Source organism: Mesorhizobium sp. 8, assembly GCF_006351905.1.
Classification (GTDB): domain Bacteria; phylum Pseudomonadota; class Alphaproteobacteria; order Rhizobiales; family Rhizobiaceae; genus Mesorhizobium; species Mesorhizobium composti.
The window spans coordinates 357,501-374,235 of record NZ_CP040914.1 but is presented as its reverse complement, the minus strand read 5'-3'; the positions used below and the strand labels follow the sequence as shown (position 1 = coordinate 374,235).

Sequence of the window (16,735 nt, the reverse complement as noted above, 5' to 3'; positions counted from 1 at the left end):
TCAGGCCGCGCGCGAGACGGCCGGATCGGCCTGCTTCACACGGCGGCCGACCTGCTCGGCAATCTCAGGCAGCGGGCGCGGCCGCCCGAACAGGAAGCCCTGCGCTTCCGTGCAGCCTTCGGCCTGCAGGAAATCGATCTGCTCCTGGCGCTCGACCCCTTCCGCCAGGACCGCGATGTTCAGGCTGGAGGCGAGCAGGATGGTCGCCTTGACGATCGCCGTCGCGGCCTCGTCGGCCAGCAGCCCGTCGATGAAGGAACGGTCGATCTTGACCTTGTCGAAGGGGAACACCTGCAAGGTCGACAGCGACGAATAGCCGGTGCCGTAGTCGTCCATGGCGATGGTCACGCCAAGCGCCTTGAGCTGGCGGATGACGTGCAGCGTCCGCTCGCGGTCCTCGATGATGCTGGCCTCGGTGATTTCGAGCTCCAGCCTGGAAGCCGGCAATCCCGTCGTCAGCAGTGTCTCGTGCACGATCTTCGGCAGGTCGGCCTGGGTCAACTGGGCCGAAGCGATGTTGACGGCGACCCTATAGGGTTTCTTCCAGCCGGACACCTCCGCGCAGGCGGTCCTCAGCACCCATTCGCCGATCGGGATGATGAGGCCCGTTTCCTCGGCGATCGGAATAAACTCGGCAGGCGAAATGATGCCGCGCTGGCGATGATGCCAGCGCAGGAGCGCCTCATAGCCGCTGACCCGGCCCGACCGAACGTCGAGCTGGGGTTGATAATAGAGTTCGAGTTCGTCGCGCTCGATGGCGTAGCGAAGCTCCATGGCCAGGGCGCTGCGCGCGCGCCGGCCCTCGTCCATCGACGGCTCGTAATAGCAGATCTTGTCACCGAGCGAGCGCTTTGCCCGGTACATGGCGAGGTCGGCCGCGCCGATCAGGTCCTCGGCATCGCCGCAATCGCCCGATGACAGGTTGATGCCGACGCTGGCGCCGACGCTCAAGGTGCTGGCGTTACGTTCCAGAGGTTCCAGCACGCAGGCAACGAGGCGCAGCGCGAACTGATCGACGTCGGCCCTACCCCGAACCTGCCGCTTGACGGCGATGAACTCGTCGCCGCCGACGCGGGCGATCATCTCGCCCTTGCCCATCAGCTGCGTGAAGCGCCGGGAAAGGTCCTGCAGCAGGAAGTCGCCGGTGTGGTGCCCGTGGACGTCGTTGACCTCCTTGAAACGGTCGAGGTCGAGAACGAGCACGGCCGTTTGCAGGCCGCCGGCGCGATCCTGCTCCAGGATGGCGGGCAGATTGGCCGACAGGAAGGCACGGTTCGGCAGGCCGGTCAGCGCATCATGGAGCGCCGCGTGGCGAAAGCCGTCTATGAGCTCGCGCTGCGAGCGCGCGTCCACGCTGTAGAGCGCAAGGCCGGCGATGATCGCCATCGCGGCCAGCACGAGCACGGCGAGAAACTCGCTCGACATCGTGCGCGGCTCCACGAACACGGATGGATCGGGCACCAGGGTCGCGGCTCCCATGGCCGTGAAATGCATGGTGCAGATGGCCAGCACGAGCAGGCCCATCGCCAGAGGCCGGCTGAACCGGAACCTGTGCCGGGCGAGGATGTGGGTGGTCGCCGTTCCGAAGGAGAACGCGAACAGCACCGAGGCGGCGACAAGCGACCAATCCCATTCGATGCGGCCCGCCACTTCCAACCCGGCCATGCCGGTGAAATGCATGGCCACGATGCCGAGGCCGATGACCACGCCCCCACATTCTCCCGGCACACCCTTGGTCCGGCTGGTGGCGATAAACAGGCCGCCGGCGCTGAAGACGATGGCGATCAGCAGCGACGCAATGGTCAGCACCGGATCGAAGGCATGGTCCATCGGCAGCCGGAAGCCCAGCATCGCGACGAAATGCGTCGTCCAGATCGCCGCGCCGCAGGCCATGGCCGACAGCAGGATCCACGACAGGCGCGCGTCGCTGGAGAGCCGCCCCGCCCGGTCGAACAGGCGGATGGTCATGACCGCGCTGGCGACACACACGATGGCGGCGACTACGACGAACGAATAGTCATGCTCGTAGGCAAGACATGAAACGACTTTGAACAAAGCCCGCCCCTTCTGCACCAAACCCGTGCGAAGGATGGGCTCGAAATATCAAAGGAATCCCTAACTCAGCTATCGAAACCGAAAAACCTGCCGATACGGCGAAGTTCTTCATCTGCGTTATCCCGCAAAAAATCGATGTAATCTTGGTTTTACTTTATGGTTTAAACGCCTGCTTTACCATCGGCAGGCGAGCCGACGACACTTCCTCTTGAACCTGGTGCCACCACCGCTTCACCGCCGCGATGTCGGCGTCGATGAGATCGGCCCCCGGAGCGAAGGCCAGCCATGCCTGCCGGTGCCGGGCCGATACCGTCGTCAAGGTCGGCGTTCCGGTTGCGACTGCGGCTGCAAAGGCCGGGAACAACCCCTCGCCGACGGCTTCCAGCTTGCCGAACTTGCTGAGCACGACGAGGTCGCAGCCGCGCATGTCGCCGAGCACCGCCGCGCAGGCAAGCTCGACGCCTCGCGCATCGAGGTGGCAAGAGGTGCCGGCCGGCGCGGCGTCCAGGTGAATCGAATAGGCTTCTCCGATGCCAAGCGTGCGCAACAGCCCGGCGCTACAGGTGCTGTCCGGCAGGGGCGGCGCTTCGGCAAGCGCTCCGGCCACCTTGACACCTTCGGCCTTCAGATCAGCCGCGACGGCCGCAAACAGCCGCTGGATGGTTTCGCTGTCGGCGCCGCCGACAAAGGCTATGCGTCCGGCCATCGTTGTGTTTCGCATGGTTCGACGGGCAGCATGATCCGCATCGGCACCCCGATCAAGGAGCGCTCCTGCGTGCGGCCTGTCCTGCCGCCCGTTCAGACGAACATCATCACCACAATGGCACCGATAACAACCAGCACAAGACCGGCGATGAGCATCGGCAGGAGGGTGCTGTCTTCATTCTTCTCGGCCATCGCCGTTCCCCGAAACAGGTTCGATGCGCCAGTATCATCATAAAAGATATATTTTCAATGTGACATTTAGTGCGTCTACCGACTCAAGGCCGAATGGCGGCTGCCAGCCGCACCCTCAGTCCATCATCGCCCGCGACGGGCACGGCACGCCAGCGGCTTCGCCGCATCTGGCCGATGCGGACTGGCGTGGTCCCAGCCGGTCGGAATGATCGACGAGTTCGGCGAAGGCGGCGGCAAAGCCGCACACGAGCAACAAGACAAACAGCAAACGTGACAGTGGCAACGCGGTGTCCCGACCGGTCTGGCCCCCGCCACCCGTCTCCCTCAGTCAGCATGACGATCGAGGTTTTACGATGACTTAAGGGCGTCGTTAACCTTTGTTCCGCCGAGGCTGCGCGGCGAGTCGCGGTGCGTTTCCTTTGCAGGCGACGCGCGCCCGTGCTACCTGCCCCACCATCTCGCAGGAAGACAGCGACCGCCGGGGACCATGAGCAGCAACAGCAGCCGCTTCGCCTTCGTTTCGTCCGACGTCCCGGATGCGCGCGCCGCACGCGACGCGCTGGCTGCCCGCTATGGCGAGGTTGCGGTGGAGGAGGCCGAAATCATCGTCGCCCTCGGCGGCGACGGCTTCCTCCTGCAAACGCTGCGCGAGACGATGAGCAGCGGCCGGAAAGTGTACGGGATGAACCGTGGCACGATCGGTTTCCTGATGAACGAGTATCGCGTCGGCGGCCTGCCCGAGCGCATCGCAGCCGCCCTGCCCGAGACGATCCGCCCGCTGGAGATGGAGGCGGTGACGCAGGACGGCGAAACCGTATCGGCGCTGGCCATCAACGAGGTGGCGCTGTGGCGGCAATCGTACCAGACGGCAAAAATCCGCATAACCGTCGACGACCATGTGCGGCTGGAGGAGTTATCCTGCGACGGCGTCATGGTGGCGACGCCCGCCGGCTCGACCGCCTACAACCTTTCCGCCCACGGTCCGATCCTGCCGCTGGATGCGCCGCTGCTGGCGCTGACGCCGGTCAGCCCGTTCAGGCCGCGCAACTGGCGCGGTGCGCTGCTCTCCAACCGCTCGACGGTGCGCTTCGATATCCTCGAGCCCGGCAAGCGCCCGGTGAACGCCGCCGCCGACCATACCGAAGTCAAGGCAGCGACGGCGGTGACGGTGCGCGAATCGCCGACGAAGACGGCGACATTGCTGTTCGATCCCAGCCACTCGTGGAACGAGCGCATCCTCAGCGAGCAGTTCCGCTACTGATTCCAGCGGCACATTAACGTTGATGGTTAAGGTTAGGTTACGGCAAGCAGCTTCATTACAGCCGTTTAAGTTGACAAACCGCGGACTTGCGCCTATCGCGATGCAACATGACGCAGGCGCGAGGCGCCCGCCGCGACGCAAACCGCCGCGCTTCCCCGAAAAGCCAAAGACAGCAGATTTTGTCCTCAGACAGCCAGACCGCTCAAGAAGCGTTGCATTTTTCGGACCTCGGCCTGTCGCCGAAGGTGCTTTCGGCAGTCACCGATGCCGGCTACACGCAGCCGACGCCGATCCAGGCCGGCGCCATCCCGCACGCCTTGCAGGGCAAGGACGTACTGGGCATCGCCCAGACGGGCACCGGCAAGACCGCCGCCTTCGTGCTGCCGATGATCACCCGGCTAGAAAAGGGCCGCGCGCGGGCACGCATGCCGCGCACCCTCATCCTCGAACCGACGCGCGAACTTGCCGCCCAGGTGGAAGAGAACTTCACCCGTTACGGCAAGAACCATAAGCTCAACGTCGCGTTGCTGATCGGCGGCGTTTCCTTCGACGACCAGGAGCGCAAGCTGGAGCGCGGCGCCGATGTGCTGATCGCCACGCCCGGCCGCCTGCTCGACCATTTCGAGCGCGGCAAGCTGCTGCTCACCGGCGTCGACATCCTCGTCATCGACGAGGCCGACCGCATGCTCGACATGGGCTTCATCCCCGACATCGAGCGCATCTGCAAGCTCATCCCCTTCACCCGCCAGACGCTGTTCTTCTCGGCCACCATGCCGCCGGAGATCACCAAGCTGACCGAGCAGTTCCTGCACGCGCCGGTGCGCGTGGAAGTGGCGCGGGCCGCCTCCACCGCTTCCACCGTGACGCAGCGGCTGGTCAAGTCCGGCTCCAAGCCGTGGGACAAGCGCGAGGTGTTGCGCAAGCTGATCCACGAGGAAGAAGACGGCCTCAAGAACGCGATCATCTTCTGCAACCGCAAGGTCGAGGTCTCGGAGCTGTTCCGCTCTCTGGTCAAGCACGACTTCAATGCCGGCGCCCTGCATGGCGACATGGACCAGCGCGCCCGCATGACGATGCTGGCCAATTTCCGCGACGGCAAGCTGAAGCTGCTGGTCGCCTCCGACGTCGCCGCGCGCGGCCTCGACATTCCCGACGTCAGCCACGTCTTCAACTACGACGTTCCGATCCATTCGGAAGACTATGTCCACCGCATCGGCCGCACCGGCCGAGCCGGCCGATCGGGCAAGTCCTTCACCATCGCCACCAAGAGCGACACCAAATACATCGACGCCATCGAGAAGCTGATCGGGCAGCAGATCGAATGGCACGACGGCGATCTTTCGACCGTGCCGGCCAGCGACAGCGAGGACGACGCCCCGCGCCGTGGCCGTGGTGCTCCGCGCCGGGCCGGTCGCAAGGACGGCGAGCGCGATGGCCGCCGTGAACGTGGCAAGCGTGGCAGCAAGCCCGCCGCCGCGGAGGAAGCCGAGGCTGTTTCGGCCGAACCGGCAGCCGACGCCGGCCGCAGCGAGCGCAAGCAGGCCATCCGCGCCGACAACGCGGAGCGCAGTGCCGGGCACAAAGGCGAACGCGGGCAGAAATCCGGAGACACCGAACGGCCGGGCCGCAATCGCCCTCCCCGCCGCGACGAGGAGGACGACAAGACAGTCGGCTTCGGCGATGACGTGCCGGCCTTCATGAAGATCGCCGTCAAGGTCTGACCTTCACCCATCGGTTTGGCGGACATCTACGTTCCGCGCATGAAAAAGGCCCGCGAAGGGCCTTTTTCTATTCGTAACGGCGCCGCCGCTCTGGTCAGGTGAGCGGCGAAAGCTGGATCTCGACCCGGCGGTTGAGCGCGCGGCCCTCGGCATTGCCGTTGGAGGCGATTGGCCGCGTCTCGCCGAAACCGGTGACGGCGAAGCGGCGCGAATCCACGCCCTGCGCGGACAGGTAATTGGCGACCGACAAAGCGCGGCGCTGCGACAGGTCGAAATTGTGCTGGTCGGAGCCGGTCGAGTCGGTATGGCCGAAGACGTCGATGACCGTCTGGTTGTATTTCTTCAGCACCAGCGCCACCGAATTGAGCACCGAATAGAATTCCGGCTTCACCGCATCCTGGTCCGTGCCGAAGGTGATGTCGGAGGGCATGTTCAGGATGATCTGGTTGCCGGTGCGGGTGACGCTGACGCCGGTACCCTGAAGCTGGGCACGCAGCGCGTTTTCGTTCTGGTCCATGACGGAACCAACGGCGCCGCCGGCCAGCGCGCCGATGCCGGCGCCGATCAGCGCGTTGCGGCGGTCGTTACCGCCTGCCAGCGTGCCCAGCGCAGCGCCCGCGAGGCCACCGATCACGGCGCCGCCGGCGGTGTTGGAAACCTTCTGCTCGCCGGTATAGGGATCGGTGGTGCAAGCGGCGACCAGGAATGACGTCGCCATCACGGCGAGCACGGCCTTTTTCATGGAATTCCCTCTCAAATCGCGGCGCGAGCGCGCCGTCACCCTTCCAGCCGACTTGTAACACGAAATGCGGCGAAAAACGGAGCCGCCGGTGGCCGTGATCCACGGCTTTCGGCCCGTTTTCGCCTTCAGATGTTGCAATTACCAGAGATTCTTGCCGTCGATCGTCACCATTTCGACCGCGTCGAGGTCGAAATCGTCAAACAGGCGCGCATTCACGGCGACGCGCATATTGTCGAAATTCGGCTCACCCGTACTCCAGTCGGGCGATTCGGTGAAGGTCGTGCAGCCGCAGGTCGGGCAGAAATTGTGCTTCACGGTCATCGATTGCCAGCGGTAGGTGGCGCTCGACCGCTGCGGCGCGATCCTGACTTCATCAGGGCTGTAGTAGGCCCAGAGCGCGCCCTTCTTCGAACAGATCGAACAGGTGCAGCGGGTCACGCTGACAGGCGCCTGCGTCACTTCAAAAACCGTCGCCTTGCAATGGCAGCTTCCCTTGAGCGGCATAACCGTTCTCCCTGGCTGAAGACGGGCATGCGATCATAGGACCTTGCCACTGGCAACCGGCGCCTGCCAGGAGATCGTCCGGATCAATGGGTCGCTCAATACGAGCGTGGCGGCACGAAAAGACAGATGGTGTGGCCGGCATCGATACCCGAGCGATGGGCGCACCAGTGGAACTGCCCGTCTGGGCTGTCCTTGACGCGCCTGTCGGTCATCGGCACGACCTCGCCGGTATCGGCGATGACGTAACCCTCCGGGCGCTCCAGCACCTCGCCGGTGTGGGTGGCCCGACAGTCGTAGTTCGCGCAGCAGGCGAACGGATAGGACCAGCCAAGAGGTTTGGCAGGCGTCGGCGCGGCGTCATGGGCGAAAGCCGGTAAGGCAAAAAGCGCAAGGACCCCGGCGGCCGGCAGGGAACACAGAAGTCGGCCCGCCGACGGAACGGCTCGGGCCGAACATTGGGTGGCAGCAGACATCGTCGTTTCCTTTCGAACGAGCGGCTTTTCCAAGCCCACCCGTGCGGGAAACGTGCCTTGCCCTGTACCGGTTCCTGCCGACGCCCTGCCCCGGTCCGCGCCGGCCCGTTTTGGCCGAGGTCGTTGAGCGATGGCAATCGCCCCGAATGGGCCGCTGCGATGCGGAATGCCAGGGATCGGCAGGGCGCAGAGCCGCCACGGCCGGATCGCGGTCAATAAAGCGTTACCGTGCAAAAAGGCGACGGAATTCGCTCCCGTCGCCGGATGTCCAAGGGTCAGTCGATGTCGGCCACCGGCTCGCCCGATCCACCTTCGATGCGGTGCGACAGCGAGGCTTCCATGAAGTCGTCGAGGTCGCCATCGAGCACGTCCGACGGACTGGTCGATTCGACCCCGGTGCGCAGGTCCTTCACCAGCTGATAGGGCTGGAGCACGTAGGAGCGGATCTGGTGGCCCCAGCCGATGTCGCTCTTGGAGGCCTCGGTCGCATTGGCGGCCGCCTCGCGCTTCTTCAGCTCTTCCTCGTAGAGGCGCGAGCGCAGCATTTCCCACGCCTTGGCGCGGTTCTTGTGCTGCGAGCGCTCGGCCTGGCAGGCGACCGCAATGCCGGTCGCCAGATGGGTGATGCGCACCGCCGAATCGGTGGTGTTGACGTGCTGGCCGCCCGAGCCCGACGACCGGTAGGTATCGATGCGGACGTCCGATTCAGAGACGTCGATCTGGATCGAGTCGTCGATGACCGGATAGACCCAGGCCGAAGCGAAGGAGGTGTGGCGGCGCGCGTTGGAATCGTAGGGCGAGATGCGCACGAGCCGGTGCACGCCCGATTCCGTCTTCAGCCAGCCATAGGCGTTGTGGCCCTTGATAAGCACGGTGGCCGACTTGATGCCGGCCTCCTCGCCGTCATGGACTTCCAGCACCTCGACCTTGAAGCGGCGGCGCTCGGCCCAGCGCGTATACATGCGCAGGAGCATCGAGGCCCAGTCCTGGCTCTCGGTGCCGCCGGCGCCGGCGTGAATTTCCAGATAGGTGTCGTTCGCGTCGGCCTCGCCCGACAGAAGCGTTTCGATCTGGCGCGCCTTGACCTCGCCCTGCATGGAGCGCAGCGCGGCCTCGGCCTCGGCGACGACGCTCTCGTCGCCCTCTTCCTCGCCAAGCTCGATCAGGCCGATATTGTCTTCAAGCGCCCGCGTCAGGCTGTTGACGGCGCCGATGCCCTCATCGAGGCTCTGGCGCTCACGCATCAGCTTCTGCGCCTCGGCGGGATCGTTCCAGAGGCTGGAATCCTCGGCGCGGACGTTCAGGTACTCAAGCCTCTTTACAGCCTGATCCCAGTCAAAGATGCCTCCTCAGCAGGGTTATGGCCTGCCTGATTTCGTCGACGATGTTCTGCGTTTCCGCGCGCACGATGCTGTCCCGATGCAAGAGTTCGACTGGTCGGCGCGATACATAGGCAGCGCGCCGGAGTGTGTAAAGGAAAATGGGCCGGCAAAACGGGTCCCGACGGATCCGAGCGGCTCGCATGCCGCTCGGGAAAGCGTCAGTACAGGCCGCCGCCACCCGATTCGATGGCTTGGGCCGCGCCCGGCGACAGGTTCCCGCCCGGACCGTTGGAGCCATCGGTGCCCATGCCGATCACCCAATAGCTGTCGGCCGGACCGGTGCCGGGCTTGAAGGCCTCGATGAAGGCGCCCGGATCACCCGGATTGGCGCGCATGCCGGTCTTACGATTGATGGCGATCAGCTTCATCCCTTCCGGAACCTTGAAGTCGATCTTCGGCTGGCCGACCAGATAGGTCTTCATGAAATCCTTGAAGACCGGGGCCGCCAGGCCACCGCCGGTCGCACCATGACCCAGGCCCTTGGGCGTGTCGTAGCCCATATAGAGGCCGACGACGATGTTGGGCGTGAAGCCGATGAACCAGGCGTCCTTCTCGTCGTTGGTGGTGCCGGTCTTGCCGGCGATCGGATAGCCGAGCTCCGAAATGGTGACGGCCGTACCGCGCTGGACGACGCCCTCCATCATCGAGGTGATCTGATAGGCCGTCATCGGATCGAGCACCTGCTCGGAATTGTCGATCAGCTCCGGCTCCGGTTGGTTCTTCCATTCGGTGGCGTTGCAGCCTTCGCAACTGCGATCGTCCTGCTTGTAGACGGTCTTGCCGTAGCGATCCTGGATGCGGTCGATGAGCGACGGCTTGATCGACTTGCCGCCGTTGGCCATGATCGAATAGGCCGAGACCATGCGCATGACCGTGGTTTCGCCGGCGCCGAGCGCCATCGGAAGATAAGGCGCCAGATGGTCGTAGACGCCGAAGCGCTCGGCATATTCGGCTACCAGCTTCATGCCCATGTCGTTGGCGAGGCGCACCGTCATCAGGTTGCGCGAACGCTCGATGCCGGAGCGCAGCGTCGCGGGACCGGCAGTGCGGCCGTCATAGTTCTTCGGCGTCCAGGTGGTGTTGCCCGTCGTGATGGTGATCGGGCCGTCCATGATGACGGAGGCCGGCGTGTAGCCGTTGTCCAGCGCCGCCGAATAAACGATCGGCTTGAAGGAGGAGCCGGGCTGGCGCATTGCCTGGGTGGCGCGGTTGAACTCCGAGGCGGCATAGGAGAAGCCGCCGACCATGGCGAGCACGCGCCCCGTATGCGGGTCCATGGCGACCAGGCCGCCTTCCACTTCCGGCACCTGGCGCAGCAGATAGCCGTCGCCGTCATCCTTCTTCTCAACGAAGACGACGTCACCGGCCTTCAGCACGTCGGCGGGCGACTTGGCCTTCAAGGTCTTGCCGTCCTTCTTGTAGCGCATCGCCCAGCTCATGTCGGCCTTGGCGACAGTGCCCTCGACCCGTTCGTCGACCAGCGCGCCGGAATCCTGGCGTGCAGGCTGGAGGCCGACGGTGAGCCCCTTGTCGGAACTGTCGAGGACGACGGCGAGCGACCATTCGGGCACGTCGCTCAGCCCTTTGACCTCGCTCAGCGGCTTGCCCCAATCGCCGGAGACGTCGATGGTGGTGACGGGGCCGCGATAGCCGCGCAGCGTGTCGTATTTGATCAGGCCGCGCTGCATGACCTTGCGGGCAAGGCGCTGAAGCTTGGGTTCCAGCGTGGTGCGCACCGAAAGGCCGCCCTCGTAGAGCGCGTTCTCGCCGTAGCGGGCGATGATCTGGCGGCGCACTTCCTCGGTGAAATATTCACCGGCGAACAGATAGGTGCCGTTGCGGCGCGGCTTGACGCCGAGCGGCTCGGCCTTGGCCTTGGCGCCCTCTTCGCGGGTCACGTAACCGTTGTCGACCATCTGGTCGATCACCCAGTTGCGGCGTTCGATGGCACGGTCGGTGTGCTTGTAAGGATGATAGTTGGACGGCCCCTTCGGTAGCGCGGCCAGGTAGGCGACTTCCGAAATCGTCAGTTCGTTGACCGACTTGTCGAAATAGGTGAGCGCGGCACCCGCGATGCCATAGGCGCCGAGGCCGAAATAGATTTCGTTGAGGTAGAGTTCGAGGATGCGGTCCTTCGGATAGGCCTGCTCGATGCGGAAGGACAAGATCGCTTCCTTGATCTTGCGGTCTATCGTCTGCTCGTTGGTCAACAGGAAGTTCTTGGCCACCTGCTGGGTGATGGTCGAGCCGCCCTGCGTCGGGCCGCCGGTGACGTAGCGCAGCGCGGCGCGGCCGAGGCCGGTGATGTCGATGCCGGGGTGATTGTAGAAATTCTTGTCTTCCGCCGACAGGAAGGCGGCCTTGACGCGATCGGGAATGGCCTGGATCGGCAGATAAAGGCGGCGCTCGCGCGCATATTCGGCCATCAGCGCGCCGTCGGCGGCATGGAAGCGCGTCGTCACCGGCGGCTCGTACTTGGCCAGCACTTCATAATCCGGCAGGTCCTTGGCCAGATGGCCGACATAGACCGCCACCGCCGCCGCGACGAGCAGCCCGAGCGTCGTCGCGACGCCGAAGAAATAGCCGATGAGCCGAATCATGCCCGCTCCAGTCCGTGGTCGGGAATTGTCCTAGACGCAACGCGGGGCAGCGCAAGCTTCCCGATCACTCCCGATCCGTAATCAGAACCCCATGTCGCCACGATGTGGGCAAAATGCGGCAAGGGTTGATTTCCGTTCCGGACGCCCTGAATAAAAACGACCGGTGTTGTCGTCACGCAACGCCCGTCCCGGTTGTGGCGAGGACCGCGGCGCATGCTCACCCGCCCGTCTGCAGCCGGGCCTGCGCGAACAGGCCGACGGCCTTGACGATGCTGTCGGCGGCCTTGTCGCGCCAGTCCGAAGATAGGAGTTGCGCCTCGTCCTTGGCGTTGGAGAGGTAGCCGAGTTCGACCAGAACGGACGGCACGTCCGGCGCTTTCAGCACCCGGAAGCCGGCTTCGCGATGCGGATTGTTGATGAGGCCGACGGTCGTGGACAACTGGCCGACGAGCGTGCGGGCGAAGCGCAGCGAGAAGGAGTGCGTTTCGCGCCGGATAAGATCGATGAGGATGTCGGTCACCTCGGGATCGTCACCCTTGATCTCCATGCCGGCGAAGCGGTCGGACAGGTTCTCGCGGTCGGCCAACGCCTGCGCCTCGGCGTCCGTGGCCTTGTCGGACACGGTGTAGACGGTGGCACCGCGCAGGCTCTTCACCGAAATCGTGTCGGCATGGATCGAGATGAACAGGTCCGCCTCGTGCTGGCGGGCGATCGCCACGCGCTCGTCCAGCCGCAGAAAAACATCGCTGTCGCGGGTCAAGAACACATCGTAGGGGCCGGCCGCGGCGAGCTTGTCGCGCAAGAGCCTGGCAAAGGCCAGCGTCACATCCTTCTCGACCGCGCCGGTGACGCCTTCGGCGCCACCGTCGACACCGCCATGGCCGGCATCGACGACGACGGTGAAGCGGTGGGAAGGGGCCGAGACCGGGCCGGTGCCGACGCGCTGGCCCTTGGTTGCAGCGGTAGAGCCGGTCGACAAGGCCTGATCGGCAAGCGCCGCCTCGAACTCACGCGCCGAGGCCGCCTTGAGATCGATGGCGATGCGCCAGCCGGCGCCCTCCTCGTTCTTCAGCACGTCCAGCTTGTCGACGAGGAACGGTCCCTTGCCCGTCAACACAAGGCGGGCGGTGCCGTCATCCAGCCGGCCGCAACGCACGTTGCGAACGAGCCCTCTTGCTTTCAGGTCGTGGGCATCGATGGCAAGGCGCGTATCGGGCAGGTCGAGCACCAGCCGGTTCGGCCCGCGCAGCAGGAACCATTTCGGTTGCGGCTCGCGGTCGACATCGACCACGACGCGGATTTTTTCCGCGTCGCCGGCCATCTTGTAGCCGGTTGCGACCGTCGGCGCCGTCTCGGCCGCCTGAACGACGGTCGGCGCACAAAGGCAGGCCAGGATGACAGCCACCGCGACCGTCAAGGCACGGACGGCAGCGCCGAAACCGTCTTTGCCGTCAAGGCAGACGCGCCCGGCAAAGCGGGCGATCCCCTTGTGTGCTGTCGCTTTGGACCCCATCTTCATTCCAGTCGCTTCCGGTTGGCGCGCCGCGTGCGGCGATTGCAGGACTTTGCCGTTCAGGCCGCGAACTCGATTAACGATTGGTATCCAGAGAAGGTTAACCAAGCCTTTTCGGCACCGGATTCGGTCACGCAAGAGCCAATTTGCCGGCGTGGAAATCGGGGTTGCCTTCGCTCCTGCCAAATCATAAAAGCGACGTTGGATCACTGCAATCCAGGAACCGCCTTCCGCGCAGCTTTCGGCTGGGTATCGCACAAAGGGCAGTTCCTTCGCACGGGCGACCGGACGACAGGCAAGGGTGATCGCATCGATTTTCGCAGGCGTGCGCCCGTGGCGGGGGAATCGCCTGCGGTGAAGAAAACGGCCAGGGCCCTGCCCGCGCCGGCTCCCGCAAGGAGCAACAAGCTGGTCCGGATCGTCCGGGCTTTGGTTCAAAGAGGTCCGCTTGGTCACGATGGCTTCAGGCGCAACCATGCAAAGGTCCGCAATCAACCGCGCTGTAGTGGCGGCGGGCGGCACCGGCATTGCGCTCCAGCCTCGCAGGGCGGACGTTCAATCATCCGGCACAGACACCGTACAAACCGCACGGCGGCGGGTCTTTCCCTCCGCGTCGCGGCTGCGTGTGGCCGGCAGGAAACACGATAATGCCCAACAAAATGCTGATAGATGCCTCCCACCCGGAGGAAACACGCGTCGTTGTCGTTCGCGGTAACCGCATCGAAGAATTCGATTTCGAATCCCAGGACAAGAAACAGCTCAAAGGAAACATCTACCTCGCCCGCGTGACGCGGGTGGAACCTTCCCTGCAAGCTGCGTTCGTCGAATATGGCGGGAACCGGCACGGCTTCCTCGCCTTCAGTGAAATCCATCCCGACTATTACCAGATCCCGGTCGCCGACCGTCAGGCGCTGCTGCGCGCCGAAGCGCAGGAAGCCGAAGACGAGGACAACGACGAGAACGGCGAGAGCGAGGAGCGGCACGACCGCAATCGCGGCCGGCGCGGACGCCGGCGCGGCCGCAACCGCCACAATGGCGAGGCCCGTCATGCCGCCGAGGGCGACGACAGCGCGCCCGCCGAAAACGGCGCCGGCGATCATGACACCTCGGGCGAAGACGGCGCGGTCGAGGTCGATAACGCGGCAGAGACAAGCGATGCCGGCGAGGAAACCGTCGAGGTTTCGGAAACGGCGGTCCTCGACGAGGAAACCAATACCACCATCGCGGCGGCCGCCGATGCGCATGTGATCTCGGAAGAGGTCGCGACCGAGGAAGCGCCGGAAAGCACGGAAGATCGCGGCACGGTCGAGGAAGTGCACCACGACGCCCACGGTGACGATCATGAGGTCGAGTCGGTCGGCGCCGAGGACGCGCTGGAGGAAGTGCGCAACCGCCGCAAGCCGGTGCGCCGGCAATACAAGATCCAGGAAGTCATCAAGCGCCGCCAGATCCTGCTGGTGCAGGTGGTCAAGGAAGAGCGCGGCAACAAGGGCGCGGCGCTTACCACCTATCTGTCGCTGGCCGGCCGCTATTCGGTGCTGATGCCGAACACCGCGCGCGGCGGCGGCATCTCGCGCAAGATCACCAACGTGCAGGACCGCAAGCGGCTGAAGGAAGTGGTCGCCGACCTGGAGGTGCCGCAGGGCATGGGCGTCATCCTCCGCACCGCCGGCGAGAGCCGCACCAAGGCCGAGATCAAGCGCGACTACGAATACCTGATGCGGCTGTGGGAGAACGTCCGCAGCCTGACGCTGGAATCGACGGCCCCTGCCCTCGTCTACGAGGAAGGTTCGCTGATCAAGCGTTCGGTGCGCGACCTCTACAACAAGGACATCGACGAAATCCTGGTCTCCGGCGAGGAAGGCTATCGCGAGGCCAAGGACTTCATGCGCATGCTGATGCCCAGCCATGCCAAGATGGTCCAGCCTTATCGCGACACCACGCCGATCTTCGCGCGCGCCGGCATCGAGGCGCAGCTCGACAAGATGGTGCAGCCGCAGGTGACGCTGAAGTCCGGCGGCTACCTCATCATCAACCAGACCGAAGCGCTCGTCGCCATCGACGTCAATTCGGGCCGCTCCACCAAGGAGCACAACATCGAGGACACCGCACTCCAGACCAACCTGGAAGCGGCCGAGGAAGCGGCGCGCCAGCTTCGCCTGCGCGACCTTGCGGGCCTGATCGTCATCGACTTCATCGACATGGAGGAGAACCGCAACAACCGTGCGGTCGAAAAGAAGCTCAAGGATTGCCTGAAGAACGACCGTGCCCGCATCCAGGTCGGCCGCATCTCGCATTTCGGCCTGATGGAGATGAGCCGCCAGCGCATCCGCGCCTCGGTGCTGGAATCGACCATGAAGCCCTGCCCGCATTGCGGCGGCACCGGTCATGTGCGTTCCGATTCCTCCACGGCGCTGCTGGTGGTCCGCGCCATCGAGGAATTCCTGCTCAAGGATTCGCGCAGCCACATCACCGTCAAGACGCCTGTGGCCACCGCGCTCTACGTGCTCAACCACAAGCGCTCGACGCTGGTTGACCTCGAGCAGCGCTTCGGCCTGACGATCACCATCGAGGCGGACGATACGGTCGGCGTGCAGCACTACCTGATCGTGCGCGGCGCGCTGGCCGAAAAGCCGGAAGGCTTTGTGGAGAACAAGGCGCCGCAGCCGGCTCTCGTCGAGGAAGAACCGGAAGACGATATCGTCGTCGAGGCCGAGGACGAGGCGGAAGACGAACAGCCGCCCCAGCAGGCCGACACTCAGCATGGTCATGACGGCGAGAGCGGCGACGGCCAGCGCAAGCGCAAGCGTCGCCGGCGTCGGCGCGGCGGGCGCGACCGCGAGCAAGGCGCTGCCCAGCAGGACGAGGCTGTCGCGGCAGCGCATGACGGCGAAGCCGAGTCGACAGAGACCAGCGCCGACAGCGAAGCGGGCGAGGCCACCGTCGCCGCCGAGGCATCCGCTGCCGAGGAGGCCGAAGGCAAGAAGCGCCGGCGCGGCAAGCGCGGCGGCAAGCGCAACCGCCGCGACGACACCGACGAAGCAGTCGCTTCTGCCGGCGAAACCGCAGCCGAAACGATGGAGGCCCCCGAAGTCGCCGAGACCGTCAGCGCCGAGGTCGCACAGCCGGCAGCGGTCGAGGAGGCAGCGCCAGTTGCCGAGGTGACGGAGGAAGCCAAGCCGAAGAAGCCGCGCCGCAGCACCCGCGCCAAGAAAGCGGACGCCGCCCCGGCAGAAACCGAAGCGGCCAGCGAACCGGCAGCCGTCGAGACGGCTCCCCCGGTCGCGGATAAGCCCGCTGAAGACAAGCCCAAGGCCCGGTCGTCGCGCCGCAAGCCGGCAGCAGCCGAAGTTGCGGCTGCGCCGGTCGTGGTCTCGTCAACGCCTGCCAGCGAAGACGCTACGGCCGTCGAAGACAAACCGGCGGAAGACAAGCCGAAGCGCGCCGGCTGGTGGCAACGGAAAAGCTTCTTCTAAGCTTTTCAGCCAGTTGCCTTGATCGGCTGACAAAAAGAATCCCGCGCCGCATGACCATCGGCGCGGGATTTTTGCATGAATCTGCAAGGACGAGGCGGCGGCATCGGATGC

General features: G+C 65.0%; 11 protein-coding genes. 3 read left to right on the top strand and 8 right to left on the bottom strand.

Translation table 11 applies throughout. From position 1 onward, the window contains the following. Positions 1 to 2,055, bottom strand: coding sequence for a bifunctional diguanylate cyclase/phosphodiesterase (locus FGU64_RS01945; RefSeq protein WP_139950664.1), 2,055 nt, complete (start codon positions 2,053 to 2,055; stop codon positions 1 to 3). 154 nt (positions 2,056 to 2,209) lie between these two features. After that, positions 2,210 to 2,761, bottom strand: coding sequence for a DUF2478 domain-containing protein (locus FGU64_RS01940; protein ID WP_246671212.1), 552 nt, complete (start codon positions 2,759 to 2,761; stop codon positions 2,210 to 2,212). A 678-nt stretch (positions 2,762 to 3,439) separates the two neighbouring features. On the opposite strand from FGU64_RS01940, the gene FGU64_RS01935 reads away from it, so the two are divergent. Both FGU64_RS01935 and FGU64_RS01930 read left to right on the top strand, forming a co-directional pair. Next, positions 3,440 to 4,213, top strand: coding sequence for an NAD kinase (locus FGU64_RS01935; RefSeq protein ID WP_139950662.1), 774 nt, complete (start codon positions 3,440 to 3,442; stop codon positions 4,211 to 4,213). A gap of 179 nt (positions 4,214 to 4,392) precedes the next feature. Beyond that, complete coding sequence (locus tag FGU64_RS01930) at positions 4,393 to 5,934, top strand: DEAD/DEAH box helicase (protein WP_246671211.1); 1,542 nt, start codon at positions 4,393 to 4,395, stop codon at positions 5,932 to 5,934. A 94-nt stretch (positions 5,935 to 6,028) separates the two neighbouring features. On the opposite strand, the gene FGU64_RS01925 is transcribed toward FGU64_RS01930, so the two are convergent. From FGU64_RS01925 to FGU64_RS01900, 6 genes are all read right to left on the bottom strand, one after another. Beyond that, positions 6,029 to 6,676, bottom strand: a complete 648-nt coding sequence (locus tag FGU64_RS01925) for an OmpA family protein (protein ID WP_139950661.1) — start codon at positions 6,674 to 6,676, stop codon at positions 6,029 to 6,031. A gap of 138 nt (positions 6,677 to 6,814) precedes the next feature. Beyond that, positions 6,815 to 7,180 carry a GFA family protein gene (locus tag FGU64_RS01920; protein WP_139950660.1) on the bottom strand — a complete coding sequence of 122 codons (366 nt, stop codon included), beginning with the start codon at positions 7,178 to 7,180 and terminating at the stop codon, positions 6,815 to 6,817. Positions 7,181 to 7,275: 95 nt separating this feature from the next. Continuing rightward, the gene (locus FGU64_RS01915; RefSeq protein ID WP_139950659.1) at positions 7,276 to 7,653 is read right to left on the bottom strand and encodes a hypothetical protein; all 378 of its coding nucleotides are present in this window, start codon (positions 7,651 to 7,653) and stop codon (positions 7,276 to 7,278) included. Positions 7,654 to 7,928: 275 nt separating this feature from the next. Further along, a protein-coding gene (prfB, locus tag FGU64_RS01910; protein WP_136355552.1) for a peptide chain release factor 2 occupies positions 7,929 to 9,060 on the bottom strand; the annotation gives its coding sequence in 2 pieces (ribosomal slippage) (positions 7,929 to 8,993 and positions 8,995 to 9,060; 1,131 coding nt in all). Between the two features lie 133 nt (positions 9,061 to 9,193). Continuing rightward, positions 9,194 to 11,635: a penicillin-binding protein 1A gene (locus FGU64_RS01905; protein ID WP_139950658.1), complete on the bottom strand. Its 2,442-nt coding sequence runs from the start codon at positions 11,633 to 11,635 to the stop codon at positions 9,194 to 9,196. A 217-nt stretch (positions 11,636 to 11,852) separates the two neighbouring features. Then, positions 11,853 to 13,148 carry an N-acetylmuramoyl-L-alanine amidase gene (locus FGU64_RS01900; RefSeq protein ID WP_139950657.1) on the bottom strand — a complete coding sequence of 432 codons (1,296 nt, stop codon included), beginning with the start codon at positions 13,146 to 13,148 and terminating at the stop codon, positions 11,853 to 11,855. A 647-nt stretch (positions 13,149 to 13,795) separates the two neighbouring features. On the opposite strand from FGU64_RS01900, the gene FGU64_RS01895 reads away from it, so the two are divergent. Then, positions 13,796 to 16,624: a ribonuclease E/G gene (locus FGU64_RS01895; RefSeq protein WP_139950656.1), complete on the top strand. Its 2,829-nt coding sequence runs from the start codon at positions 13,796 to 13,798 to the stop codon at positions 16,622 to 16,624. Positions 16,625 to 16,735: the final 111 nt, after the last annotated feature.